9 protein-coding genes are annotated in these 13,284 nt (G+C 71.6%); 7 read left to right on the top strand and 2 right to left on the bottom strand.

Features of this window, described 5'->3' with window-relative positions; all coding sequences use genetic code 11:
- Positions 1-263: 263 nt before the first annotated feature.
- On the bottom strand, positions 264-3,293 hold the full coding sequence (locus ACLVWQ_RS25325; protein ID WP_414111457.1) for a tetratricopeptide repeat protein: 3,030 nt from the start codon (positions 3,291-3,293) through the stop codon (positions 264-266).
- Positions 3,290-5,128: an HSP90 family protein gene (locus tag ACLVWQ_RS25330; RefSeq protein WP_414111458.1), complete on the bottom strand. Its 1,839-nt coding sequence runs from the start codon at positions 5,126-5,128 to the stop codon at positions 3,290-3,292. The genes ACLVWQ_RS25325 and ACLVWQ_RS25330 overlap by 4 nt, the downstream gene beginning before the upstream one ends.
- A gap of 165 nt (positions 5,129-5,293) precedes the next feature.
- On the opposite strand from ACLVWQ_RS25330, the gene ACLVWQ_RS25335 reads away from it, so the two are divergent.
- The 7 genes from ACLVWQ_RS25335 to rnc all read left to right on the top strand — a co-directional run bounded on the left by ACLVWQ_RS25335 (position 5,294) and on the right by rnc (position 13,057).
- Positions 5,294-8,530 carry a helicase-related protein gene (locus tag ACLVWQ_RS25335; protein WP_414111459.1) on the top strand — a complete coding sequence of 1,079 codons (3,237 nt, stop codon included), beginning with the start codon at positions 5,294-5,296 and terminating at the stop codon, positions 8,528-8,530.
- Between the two features lie 194 nt (positions 8,531-8,724).
- A complete protein-coding gene (rsmD, locus tag ACLVWQ_RS25340; protein ID WP_414111576.1) occupies positions 8,725-9,462 on the top strand; it encodes a 16S rRNA (guanine(966)-N(2))-methyltransferase RsmD in 738 nt (245 codons plus the stop codon).
- A 26-nt stretch (positions 9,463-9,488) separates the two neighbouring features.
- Positions 9,489-9,968: a pantetheine-phosphate adenylyltransferase gene (gene coaD / locus ACLVWQ_RS25345; RefSeq protein ID WP_414111577.1), complete on the top strand. Its 480-nt coding sequence runs from the start codon at positions 9,489-9,491 to the stop codon at positions 9,966-9,968.
- 121 nt (positions 9,969-10,089) lie between these two features.
- Positions 10,090-11,211: an ATP synthase F0 subunit B gene (locus ACLVWQ_RS25350; RefSeq protein ID WP_414111460.1), complete on the top strand. Its 1,122-nt coding sequence runs from the start codon at positions 10,090-10,092 to the stop codon at positions 11,209-11,211.
- Positions 11,212-11,335: 124 nt separating this feature from the next.
- Complete coding sequence (locus ACLVWQ_RS25355) at positions 11,336-11,989, top strand: YceD family protein (RefSeq protein ID WP_414111461.1); 654 nt, start codon at positions 11,336-11,338, stop codon at positions 11,987-11,989.
- A gap of 2 nt (positions 11,990-11,991) precedes the next feature.
- On the top strand, positions 11,992-12,165 hold the full coding sequence (rpmF, locus tag ACLVWQ_RS25360; protein ID WP_006139588.1) for a 50S ribosomal protein L32: 174 nt from the start codon (positions 11,992-11,994) through the stop codon (positions 12,163-12,165).
- A gap of 19 nt (positions 12,166-12,184) precedes the next feature.
- On the top strand, positions 12,185-13,057 hold the full coding sequence (gene rnc / locus ACLVWQ_RS25365) for a ribonuclease III (protein ID WP_414111462.1): 873 nt from the start codon (positions 12,185-12,187) through the stop codon (positions 13,055-13,057).
- Positions 13,058-13,284 lie beyond the last annotated feature (227 nt).

The raw sequence follows: 13,284 nt of genomic DNA on the forward strand, positions 1-13,284 counted from the left end.
GTTGCTGGCTGTGGGTGCGTTGTGGCTGGTCGCGCAGTTCCTCGCGCCCCTGAGGACCGGGGCTGCGCCCCGGGGGTTCTGCTGCTGGATTGCTGGCTGCGGGCGCGTTGTGGCTGGTCGCGCAGTTCCTCGCGCCCCTGAGAACCGGGGCTGCGCCCTTGCCGTTCGGCTGCGGGTGCGTTGTGGCTGGGCGCGCAGTTCCCCGCGCCCCTGACGGGGCCGGGCGCGGGGAACTGTGCGATCAGCCACGGGCGGTCGGTTCGTCATGTCTCCGGTTGCGTGGCTCGTAGCAGGCGTTCCGCCTCGGCGCGGCGGGCCACCGCCGTCTCGTCCGCGTCCGCGCCGGAGGCGTACGCCGCCAGAACCGCCCGCGCCCGCCCCGCCGCCCAGTCCGGATGCTCGAGGTCCGCCTCCAGCCAGCCCGCCGCCAGCTGTGCGTCCGTGCGGCTGTGGAGGGCTTCCTCGCCCAGGGAGAGGAAGCCGGAGACGGCCAGCGTCAGATGGGCCAGCGCCTCCTCGAACAGCGCCCGGATCGCGTCGTCGTCGGCGTCCCCGGGCACGGACCGCGCGACCAGGTCACCGAACTGCCGGTGCGTGTGCGCGAGTTCGGCCACGAGCCGTACCCGCCCCGCGGCGTCCTCGGACACCGCGGCCTCGGCGGCGTCCACCGCCCTGTTCATCAACTCCCGTGCCGCGTCGAGCCCCGCCTGCCCGGCATCCTCCGACAGCTCCTCGTCCCGGCCGCGCACCGCGAGCCACGCGCGGGCCCGCAGTGAGCGGATCAGCCCGTGGACGTTGCCGAGGGTCCGCCACAGATCACCGGCGCGCTCATAGGCCCGCTCCGCCTCGGTGAGCAGCCCCGCGTGGCCGAGCGCCTCGGCGGCGAGGTGGGCCAGCGTCGCGTGGTCCTGCTGCTCGGGCCACTGCCGGGCGATGTCGGCGGCCCGGAGCCAGTGCTCGGCGGCCTCGCGGTGCTCACCGAGCTCGGTGAGGCAGTCCCCCAGCCACCACCGGGTCTGCACGATCGCCCCGTCCCCGTGCGTCTGCGCGCTCAGTTCCACCAGCGCCGACTCCAGGACCTCCGCGGCCTCCGCCCACCGCTCCTGACGCAACAGGAAACCGCCCAGCTGATGCCGCGCCCAGGCACCGAGCGTGGCGCTCTCGCCGCCCTCGTCGGCCCAGTGCGACGCCTCCAGGGCATGGTCGGCGGCCGGCCCGAACCGCCCGGTGGCGCCGAGTATCTCGGCCAGCTGGAGATGCAGCTGCGCCTGACCGGGCGCCTCCACGAAGGGCGCCCCGTGCTCCAGCGCCGCTCTGGCCGCCCGCTCGGCTGCCTCGGCGTCGCCCAGGTGCCGGGCGAGCCCGGTCAGCCGGGCCTCGTACTCCACCGCGAGCCACGGCAGCCCCGCCGCGACGAACGCCTCCGAGGCCCGCGTGAACAGCTCCACGGCCCGCTCCACGTCCCCGGAGTGCGCCGCGAGCTGCCCGAGCACGGCCTGAGCCTCGGCCGCCCGCGAGGCGACCAGCAGATCGTCCCCGGCGCCGGGCCCGGCGAGGGCCAGCAGCTCCCGCGCGGCGGTCTCCGCGGCGGCCTCCCCGCCCGCGGCCCCGCCCTGCGCCCCGTTCGTCTCCGTCGCCTCGTGCACCCGGTGCAACAGGATCCGGGCCCGCCCCACCAGCACGGAGGCGGCCTGCCGCAGCCCGGTCCCGCCCTCCGCGAACAGCGCGAGCACCCGCTCGTACGGCTCCGATATCGCGGCCAGCGCCTCGTCGCTCCGGCCGGCCAGGGCCAGGACGTACGCCCCGCGCGAGCGTGCCGCCAGGGCCTCGCCCGGGTCGCCCGCCTCCTCGTACAGCTCGGCGGCCCGCGCGAACAGGTCCACGCCCTCGGGGCCGAGGCCCATCGCCCGGTGGTCGGTCATCTCCGCGAGGTCGCGCGGCGCCAGCCCCGTAACCCCTGAGTCTTCTGAGTCCCCGGCGTCTCCTGCGGACCCGACCGCCTCGGCGACCGCGGCCCACGCCGTGACGGACTCCGGGTGCAGGGACTCCGAGAGCCGGCGGGCCTCGGCGAGCAGCGCGGGCAGATCCGCTCCCGGGCCGGTCCCCGCGGCGGTTTCCGCGTCCGCGGCGGTCGCGGCCCCCGTCGCGAGCCGCACGGCGCCGGTGGCGGCCCCCGCCGCGCGTACGCCCAGCGGCAGGCGCTCCACCAGCGGTGCCTGCGCCATGCGCCGGCGGGCGCGCTCGCTCACATACGTCGTCCCGTTGCGCTCGTCGAAGCGTCCGGCCAACGCGAGGGCCTCCACGCGCGCGTGGGCGGCGAGTTCGCTCGCGGTCCAGGTACGGCCGGGCGGACCCGGCACCGGCCGACCGCCGTACCCGAGCGAGGCCAGCCGGTCCGTCAGCAGGGCGACCACCGCCAGGAAGTCCACCCGGCTGCGCGGCTCCCCGCTGTCCGTGAAGTACGCGGGCCGCTCCGCGAGCAGCTCCAGGGCACGGGCCTCGTTGCCGGTGAGGACGCAGAACTCCACATGGTCCGCGTACGCGCCCCGCATGCTCTCCATGGGGCGCACGAGCCGGAAACCGCGCAGATGGTGGGCCCGTGCCTCGTCCGTCCGGCCCAGGCGCAGCAGGGGCAGCAGCGAGGACGCGAGGACGGCGTGCGGTTCGTGGGCGCAGGTGTACTCGCCCTCCAGGACCGGCCGCCACAGCTCCAGCGCCTCGGCGTCCGCGCCCCGCTCGGCCAGCCACCAGCCCTGGTCGTGCAGCTCGCAGGCGTGGCAGTCGGCCATGGCGTCGCGGTCCGCGGCCAGCCACGCCGTGTACGCCCGCTCGGCCCGCGCCAGGTCGCCGATGGAGTGGGCCACCGTGAACTCGGTGCTGCGGACCGCCCGTTCGGAGTGACCGGCGAGCCGGTAGCGGTGCTCCATCTCGGCGAGCCACTTCTCGATGGAGGCGAGCGGCACGTGCGGCTGGCCGACCATGCCGGAGGAGACCCACTTGAAGACCCAGTGCAGGGAGTGGACCTCGTACGCGTCGAAGTCCTCGGGCCGTTCGTCCCACATGCGCAGCAGCCGCGCGAAGGGGACGAACATCCGGTCCTTCTCGGAGCTGTAGTTGTAGACCTTCAGCTGGTGGCCGAGCGCCTCGATCACGGCGAGCGGTACGTTCAGCTTCTCGGCCTCGACGAGCAGTTGCTCCGCGCGCGCGTTGCGGGCGGGCCCCTCCGGCTGCTCGTAGTTCTCCTGCATCGCCCGGCGCAGCGACTCGAAGTCTGTAGGGACGGGCTGGCTCATCGGTGGCCCTCCTCCGGGGGGTTGCTGTGGGTGGCCCACTCCAGGAGGCCCAGGAACGCCCGGTTGAGGAGCGCGGAGTCCGCGGGACGCAGCGGACGTTGTGCCATCAGCAGGGCCTGTCCGTAGAGCGACTCCGTGGCCGTGCCGATCAGTTCGCGGTCGTCGAGCGAACTGATCCGCCGGATCAGCGGGTTGAGGTGGTTGAGCACCAGACGCGCGCGCGGGGCGCTGCCGCGCAGCGAGCCGAGGATGCCCGCCCACAGGTCGTCGGCCTGCTCCTCGGCGTCCGCGCGGGCCTGTTCGTGACGGGCCGCGCGGTCGTCCAGATGCAGCGCGGGCACCGAGAGCGGATGGAAGGCGCGCAGCACCACATCGCACCCCAGGGGGTCGAGCTTCGCCCGCGCGGCGCCCAGGAACGCCGAGAGGGCCAGCTCCACCGCCGGGTCGACCGCGTCCAGATGCGCGGTCACCGTGTCGGCGTCCAGCTCCGCCACGACCGTCCCCGGGCGCACCGAGGGCAGCGCCTCGATCAGCTCGCTGTCGTACGTGTAGCCGCCGTTGACGACCCCCACACCCTGGGCGGACGCGATCGGCGCCACCTGGCGGTACTCCTCCACGGTCCGTGTGAAGTGCACCACCGGATGCCGCTGCGCGAACTCCTCCAGGGACAGCCGCCCGTCGGTGGTCTCGAAGGGCAGCCACGGCAGCATCGTGCGCAGCATCTCGCTGTCGTGCCGCGCCAGGGACTTCACCCCCAGGTGGTGCACCGCCAGGAAGGTGGCGAGGCGCTGGGGATCACCGGCGGCGAGCCCCGTCAGCCAGGTCCGGATCCGCTCGCCCAGCGCCTCCCGTACGCCCGCCAGCGTCTCGTCCTCGTACAGCGACTCCCGGGACGCGGTGGGCCGCAGGCTGTCCGTGTCCAGGACGCAACGCACGAAGAACGCCCAGTCGGGCAGCAGCTGTTCGGCCCGCTCGGTGAGCAGCATGCCCTTCAGATGGACGCGGTGCCCGGCGCGCTGGGCGGGGCTGACCGCGGCCGGCAGCACGTACGCCACCCCGCGGATCCCGGCCAGCGGCACGGTCAGCTCGATCGAGTCCAGCGGGGTGAACCCGAACAGGTCGTGGCAGTGCCGGGCCAGGGCGACCCTGCGGGCGGACGGACTGGGGTACGCGCGGTCCCAGGGCGCCGGAAGGTCCGTCACCGCCGCGTCGCCCACCCGGACGTCGTACGGCAGCAGCGAACCGAAGTCCCGGGCCAGCGACAGCACCCGCTCCTCGGCCAGCCAGTCGGCGGCGCCCGGACGGGCCTCCAGATACACGGTGGTGCCCGGTTCGGCGCGGGCCGAGCGGGGCAGCGTACGGACCCGGTACGAGCCGTCGTCGGTCGCCGTCCACTCCACGGGCGGCGCGTCGGGCGACCGCGCGCTGCGGCTGACCACCCGGATGCGCTCGGCCACCACGAAGCAGGCGAGCAGGCCGATGCCGAACTGGCCCAGGAAGTCGGAACGGGCCGACTCCAGCCCCTCGGCCCGCTTGGAGCTGCGGCCGATGGTCGCGAGGAGGCTGTGCACGTCCGTCTCGGTGAGCCCGATCCCGGAGTCCTCCACCCGCAGGGTGCCGCCCTCGGCGAAGAGCCGCACCAGGGCGGGCGCGTCGGGCTGCTCGGCACGCCGGGCGGTGATCGCGTCCACGGCGTTCTGCAGCAGTTCGCGCAGGTAGACCTTGGGACTGGAGTAGAGGTGATGGGAGAGCAGGTCCACGAGGCCGCGCAGGTCGACCTGGAACGTATGGGGTGACGGGGAGGCCTGAGATGACTGAGAGGTCTGTGAATCCATCGTCGCTGCGCCGGTGGGGGGACGTGCGACGGCGCGGGGTCGGGCGGTCCCGGAAACGAGGTGACCGCGAACAGAGCCGGAGTCCGGACATCCTAGGGCCCGAACGAGCCGTCTGACCAGCAGATTTCCAGGACGTATACGGCATTGTCAGTGTCGTGGTGTGCAATGGATCTCGTGCCCGCGCTCGAAGAACCACTGAAGAAGGTGCTCGGACCCGCCACCGCGAAGGTGATGGCCGAGCATCTCGGCCTGCACACGGTCGGCGACCTGCTGCACCACTATCCCCGCAGGTACGAGGAGCGGGGACAGCTCACCCACCTCGCCGACCTGCCGATGGACGAGCACGTGACGGTGGTCGCCCAGGTGGCCGACGCGCGCCTGCACACGTTCTCCTCGCCCAAGGCACCCCGCGGCAAGGGCCAGCGCCTCGAAGTGACCATCACGGACGGCAGCGGCCGGCTCAAGCTGGTCTTCTTCGGCCACGGCGTGCACAAGCCCCACAAGGAGCTCCTGCCCGGCACGCGCGCGCTGTTCGCGGGCAAGGTCTCGGTCTTCAACCACCGCCTCCAGCTGGCCCATCCGGCGTACGAGCCACTGCGCGGGGACGACGCGTCCGAGACGGTGGACACCTGGGCCGGAGCACTGATCCCGCTCTACCCCGCCACCGCCAAGCTGGAGTCCTGGAAGATCGCCAAGGCGGTGCAGACGGTGCTGCCGAGCGCCCAGGACGCCGTCGACCCGCTGCCCGACGCGCTCCGGGGCGACCGGGGACTGGTCTCGCTGCCCGAGGCCCTGCTGAAGATCCACCGCCCGCACACCAAGGCGGACATCGAGGACGCCCGGTCCCGCCTCAAGTGGGACGAGGCCTTCGTCCTCCAGGTGGCCCTGGCCCGCCGCCGCCACGCGGACGCCCAACTGCCCGCCGTGGCGAGGCGCCCCAAGAAGGACGGACTGCTCTCCGCCTTCGACGCCAAGCTCCCCTTCACCCTCACCGAGGGCCAGCAGAAGGTCACCAGGGAGATCTTCGACGACCTGGCGACGGAACACCCGATGCACCGGCTGCTGCAGGGAGAGGTGGGTTCCGGCAAGGCCCAGCCCCTTGACGCCCTGGTGCTGACGCCCACGGGTTTCCGGCCGATGGGAGACCTGCGGGAGGGCGACGAGGTCGTCGTACCCGACGGAGCGACCGCCGTCGTCGACGGGGTCTTCCCCCAGGGGGAGCGTGCGGTCTGGCGCTTGGTGCTCTCCGACGGCACGTCCGTGGAGTGCGACGACGAGCATCTCTGGATCGTCGGCACGAGCCGCGGATGGCACGGTGGAGAGCCGCCCGAGGTGATGACCGCTCGGGAGATCCGTCTCGACACGTTCGAGGCGGACGGATCGGCGAAGTGGTACCTCCCCGTCGTGACTCCGGTCGATCTGGGCCAGGACGCCGGGTTGCCGCTCGATCCCTATCTCTTCGGGCTGCTGCTCGGCGCCGGTTCGTTCCGGCGCGATCTGCTTCTGTCCACGGAGGACGAGGAGATCCGTGACGCCGCGGCAAGCGCCGTCGCGCCGGACTGCCGACTGGTTCCCGTGGCGGGCTCCCGGTGCGACTACACCATCCAGCTGAAGCAGCGTTCCGGTGAGGTGCGGAATCCTGTCGTCCGAGCCCTGTGTGACATGGCTCTGTGGGGTGTCACGTCCCATGGCAAGTTCATCCCGGAGGAATTCAAGAACACGTCGGTCAAGAATCGACTCGCTCTGGTGCAAGGACTTCTGGACACTGCCGGCACCGTGCGCGCGGAGGGGACGAGCGTCTTTCTCTGCTCCGCCTCACGCGAACTCGCGGAGGATCTCGCATGGCTGGTGCGCTCGCTGGGCGGCCGGGCGCGGGTGCTGCCCCGGAGCGCCGCGTTCGACGTGTCGGTGGAGCTCCCCGACGAGTACGCGCCCTTCGCGCTGTCCCGTGAGGCCGCTCGTGTGCGCCCCCGCCCGAAGGCCGACACGTTCCGGCGCGGAGTGCGTGCCGTCGAGTACGTGGGCCGCAAGCCGGTCCAGTGCATCAGCGTCGCCCACCCCGACCACGCTTATGTCACCGACAACTTCACGGTCACCCACAACACCATGGTCGCCCTGCGGGCCATGCTGACCGTGGTCGACGCGGGCGGGCAGGCCGCGATGCTCGCGCCCACCGAGGTGCTCGCCCAGCAGCACCACCGGTCGATCACCGAGATGATGGGTGAGCTGGCCGAGGGCGGCATGCTCGGCGGGGCCGAGGACTCCACGAAGGTGGTGCTGCTCACCGGCTCCATGGGCGCGGCCGGCCGCCGCAAGGCGCTCCTCGACCTGGTCACCGGCGAGGCGGGGCTCGTCATCGGCACGCACGCGCTGATCGAGGACAAGGTGCAGTTCCACGACCTGGGCCTGGTCGTGGTGGACGAACAGCACCGGTTCGGCGTGGAGCAGCGTGACGCCCTGCGGGGCAAGGGAAAGCAGCCGCCGCACCTTCTCGTGATGACCGCCACGCCCATTCCCCGTACGGTCGCGATGACCGTCTTCGGCGACCTGGACACCTCGGTCCTGGACCAGCTCCCCGCCGGGCGCTCGCCCATCGCCAGCCATGTCGTCCCGGCCGCGGACAAGCCCCATTTCCTCGCGCGCGCGTGGGAGCGGGTGCGCGAGGAGGTGTCCAACGGCCATCAGGCGTACGTGGTCTGCCCCCGTATCGGTGACGAGGACGACGCTCCGAAGAAGTCGAAGAAGAAGCCGTCACCCGAGGACGAGGGCGCTGCCGAGGCGGAGAAGCGGCCGCCGCTGGCCGTCCTCGACGTCGCCGAGCAGCTCGTGAAGGGGCCGCTCCAGGGGCTCGCGGTCGAAGTGCTGCACGGCCGTATGCCTCCGGACGAGAAGGACGCCGTGATGCGCCGCTTCGCCGCGGGGGAGACCCACGTCCTGGTCGCCACGACGGTCATCGAGGTCGGGGTGAACGTGCCGAACGCGACCGCGATGGTGATCATGGACGCCGACCGGTTCGGGGTGTCCCAGCTCCATCAGCTGCGTGGGCGGGTGGGCCGGGGGGCCGCCGCGGGGCTGTGCCTGCTGGTCACCGAGATGCCGGAGGCGAGTCCGGCGCGGCAGCGGCTGAACTCGGTGGCGTCCACGCTGGACGGCTTCGAGCTCTCCCGGATCGACCTCGAGCAGCGGCGTGAGGGGGATGTGCTCGGGCAGGCGCAGTCGGGGGCGCGGACGTCGTTGCGGATGCTCGCGGTCATCGAGGACGAGGAGATCATCGCGGAGGCCCGTGAGGAGGCGACCTCGGTGGTCGCCTCCGATCCGGAGCTGGCGGGGCTGCCCGGTCTGCGGACGGCGCTCCAGGCGCTGCTGGACGAGGAGAGGGAGCAGTACCTGGAAAAGGGCTGAGGCCTTCCCTCGCCCCCAGACCCCCCGATCGGCCTGAACGGCCTCATCCTCAAACGCCGGACGGGCTGAAAAGCAGGGGCGCAGCCCCGCTTTTCAGGGGCGCGGGGAACTGCGCGACCAGCCACACCCGACCCGCACCCGACAGACGGCCGGGGAGGCGCGGGCGAAGCCCCGCCGTCAAGGGGCGCGGGGAACTGCGCGACCAGCCCCCACCGGACCCGCACCCGGCACACCCCCCAGTCACAACGCACCGCACCACACCGCACCGCCCCCGCCCACCACGCGAACCACCCCCCACCTGCCAGACTGATCCCCGTGACCATCCCCTCCAGCAAGGACCCGCGATGACCCGCGTGATCGCCGGCGTCGCCGGCGGGCGACGCCTCGCCGTCCCCCCGGGCACCGGCACCAGGCCCACCTCGGACCGGGCCCGCGAGGGCCTCTTCTCCACTTGGCGGTCCCTGCTCGGCGGCCCCCTGGAGGGCGACCGCGTCCTCGACCTGTACGCGGGCTCGGGCGCCGTCGGCCTGGAGGCGCTCAGCCGGGGCGCCGGACACACCCTCCTCGTCGAGGCCGACGCCCGCGCCGCCCGCGTCATCCGGGAGAACGTGAAGACCCTGGGGCTCCCCGGCGCCGAGGTCAGATCCGGCAAAGCGGAACAGATCGTCCGCACCGGCGCCCCGGAAGCCCCGTACGACCTGGCGTTCCTCGACCCGCCGTACGCGGTCACCGACGACGATCTTCGCGAGATCCTGCTCACACTCCGCGCGGGGGGCTGGCTCGCGGGCGAAGCGCTCGTCACCGTTGAACGCGGTACCAGAGGTGGCGAATTCCGATGGCCGGACGGATTTGAAGCACTGCGATCCCGTCGCTATGGCGAAGGAACGTTTTGGTACGGTCGCGCCGCCTCTACGTGCGAAGACGCACGATGACCGGACCGGAGAGCGAGGGATCTGTAGTGCGCCGCGCCGTCTGTCCCGGGTCGTTCGACCCGATTACCAACGGACATCTCGACATCATCGCCAGAGCGTCCCGGCTGTACGACGTCGTACACGTCGCGGTGATGATCAACCAGTCCAAAAAAGGCCTGTTCGAGATCGAGGAGCGGATCGACCTGATCCGCCAGGTCACCGCCGAGTTCGGGAACGTCGAGGTCGAGTCCTTCCACGGACTCCTCGTCGACTTCTGCAAGGAGCGCGACATTCCGGCCATCGTCAAGGGCCTGCGCGCGGTCAGCGACTTCGACTACGAGCTGCAGATGGCCCAGATGAACAACGGCCTCTCCGGCGTCGAGACCCTCTTCGTCCCGACCAACCCCACCTACAGCTTCCTCTCCTCCTCGCTGGTCAAGGAGGTCGCGACCTGGGGCGGAGACGTCTCCCACCTGGTGCCGCCCCTGGTTCTCGAAGCGCTCACGGAGCGGCTCAAAAAGGACTGAGGAGCCGCCGGGTTCCGCCGGGAGGCCCGGCAGTTCGCCATCCGGTGTCGGGCGGGCCGGGAGTGGTCGTACAGTCGATGCGTCCGTCTCCAACACAGCTGTAGAGAGTGGCGAGCACACGGTGGACGTGCAGAAGAAGCTCGATGAGATCGTCTCGGCGGTCGGCAGCGCCCGCTCCATGCCCATGTCGGCCTCGTGCGTGGTCAACCGCGCCGAGCTCCTCTCCCTGCTCGAAGAGGTACGCCAGGCGCTGCCCGGCTCTCTCGCCCAGGCCGAGGAGCTGATCGGCGGGCGCGAGGAGATGGTCGAGCAGGCCCGCGTGGAGGCCGAGCGGATCATCGAGTCCGCGCACGCCGAGCGCGGCTCGCTGATCTCCGGCACCGAGGTCGCCCGCCGCTCGCAGAACGAGGCGGAGCGGATCCTGGCCGAGGCCCGCAAGGAGTCCGAGGACATCCGCGCCGAGGCCGACGAGTACGTCGACTCCAAGCTCGCCAACTTCGAGGTCGTCCTCACCAAGACCCTCGGCTCGGTCGGCCGCGGCCGCGAGAAGCTCCTCGGCACGGGCCCCGGCACCGACGAGCAGGGGTACGAGGACGAGGACGCCCCCGAGCGCAGCCACGACCCGGAGACCCTGCGCCGCAGCGCCGACGAATACGTCGACGTCAAGCTCGGCGCCTTCGAGGCGGTGCTCGCCAAGACCCTGGACGCCGTCGGCCGCGGCCGGCAGAAGCTGCACGGCCGGATCGCCAGCGACGACCTGGGAGACCTGGGCGCCCTCGGCGAGGACGGCACGGGGCAGCACACCACCGACGCCGAGTACCTGGACGGCCTCGCGGAGATCCCCGAGCAGGCCGCCCGACGGCCCCAGGCCGCCGAGCAGCCCCAGCCCCCGGCCGCCGCGCCCCACCAGCAGCAGTACGCCCAGCAGGACGCCTACGGCTATCAGCAGCAGGCTCCGGACCCGTACGCCTACCAGCAGCAGTATGCGCAGCAGGACGGATACGGCTACCAGCAGCAGACCGCCGACCCGTACGCCGCCTACCAGCAGCAGGGCTACGACCAGCAGGCCGCGTACGACCAGGGCCAGCAGCAGGGGTACGCCCCGGCCGCCCAGGCGCTCCCGCCCCAGCCCCAGTCGCCGCCCCAGGCCCAGCCGCACGAGAACGTGCTCGACGAGACCAGCCTCTTCGACACCACCATGATCAGCGCGGAGCAGCTGCGGGCGTACGAACAGGGGCGCTGACTCCGGATTGGGCCGTGAGCGAAAGGTCCAGTATCCTGGCTCTTCGGTCGTGTGTACCTCCGCGATCCATGCTGCCCGGGAAACATCGAGGGCAGTACTCCGAGTATCAAGATCGAAAGCAGGAATGGCTCTGAACGCCCGCCTCGACCACCGCAACCCCCTCGTGTTCGACACACACGAGCTGGGTCGGCGTCCGGGTGCGCTGCAGCGCCTGACCCGTGAGATCGGCGCTCCCAAGGACTTCGGTCTCCAGGGAGTCATCGGAGTGCCGGAAGGCGCACCGGTGAAGCTCGGACTCCGTCTTGAGTCGGTCATGGAAGGGGTGCTTGTCACAGGCACCGCCCGTGCACTGGCCAAGGGGGAGTGCGTAAGGTGTCTGGAGCCGATCGAGCAGCAGCTCGAAGCGGATTTCCAGGAGATGTTCTCGTACCCTGACGCCGACGACCGGGGCCGCGTGAAAGCGGAGCCGGCCGACGACGCCGAGGACGACGAGGACACGCTCTTCATCGAGGACGGTTTGTTCGACCTCGAACCCGTGCTGCGTGATGCGGTGGTGCTCGCACTGCCGATGCAGCCGGTGTGCCAGGACGACTGCCCCGGCCTGTGCTCCGAGTGTGGAGCCCGGCTCGCGGACGACCCGGAGCACCATCATGAAGCCGTCGACATCCGTTGGGCGGCACTGCAGGGACTCGCCGGTTCACTCGAAGATGGCGAGAAGGACGAGTTGAGCGGCGAAGCGCACACGTCAGAACGCGCCGCCGAGAAGCAGGAGAAGTAGCCGTGGCTGTTCCGAAGCGGAAGATGTCGCGCAGCAACACGCGCCACCGCCGGTCGCAGTGGAAGGCTGCGGTCCCCACCCTGGTTGCGTGCGAGCGCTGCCACGAGCCCAAGCTGCAGCACATCGCGTGCCCCGCTTGCGGCACCTATAACAAGCGCCAGGTTCTCGAGGTCTGAGCGGCTGGTGAGAGGCTCCATGTCTGACGCCAAGAAGTCTGTTCCCCGCGCGAGCGGGGCCCAGTCGGCGGACAACACAGCCTCGTCCCACACCCTTCTGGAAGGGCGGCTCGGGTACAAGCTCGAGTCCGCCCTTCTGGTGCGTTCCCTGACCCACCGTTCGTACGCGTACGAGAACGGCGGTCTGCCGACCAACGAGCGTCTGGAGTTCCTCGGGGACTCCGTACTCGGCCTCGTGGTCACGGACACGCTGTACCGGACCCACCCCGACCTGCCCGAAGGCCAGCTGGCCAAGTTGCGGGCCGCAGTGGTCAATTCTCGTGCGCTTGCGGAGGTGAGCCGTGGGCTCGACCTCGGCGCCTTCATCCGGCTCGGCCGGGGCGAAGAGGGCACAGGTGGCCGGGACAAGGCTTCCATCCTCGCCGACACCCTCGAAGCGGTGATCGGCGCTGTCTATCTCGACCAGGGTCTGGAAGCGGCGGGCGAACTCGTCCACCGGCTCTTCGATCCACTGATCGAGAAATCCTCGAATCTGGGCGCGGGCCTGGACTGGAAGACCAGTCTCCAGGAACTCACGGCGACCGAGGGGCTCGGCGTTCCCGAGTACCTGGTCACCGAGACCGGCCCGGACCATGAGAAGACCTTCACTGCTGCTGCCCGCGTCGGAGGCGTCTCGTACGGCACCGGCACCGGCCGCAGCAAGAAGGAGGCGGAGCAGCAGGCTGCGGAGTCCGCTTGGCGGTCCATCAGCTCCGCCGCGGAAGAACGGGCCAAGGCAGCCGTCATCGCCGAGGCAGAAGGTCCGGTGACCGACGCAGAGGTGTCGGCGGCGGTCGAGGAGGAGACGGTAGAAGCCTCCCCGACGACAGCGTCCGACCCGGCGTCCGCCTGACGCACTCGACTTCGCCCGCCCTCGCTCACCGGGGGCGGGCGAAGACGTGCCCAGGCGCGGAGCGCCGTGATGAAGGGGCGCGGGGAACCGCGCGACCAGCCCCCACCGACCCGCAGCCGACAACAAGGTGGCCGTTACGACGCCGGCCGCGGGGGCGAGTACGCTGCTGCGGGCGCGCGGCCCACCATCGCGCCCCCACACTCGGCTGACCCCTCCGGAGGAGAACC

The sequence above is a fragment of the Streptomyces sp. CWNU-52B genome, from assembly GCF_047444975.1.
Taxonomy (GTDB): domain Bacteria; phylum Actinomycetota; class Actinomycetes; order Streptomycetales; family Streptomycetaceae; genus Streptomyces.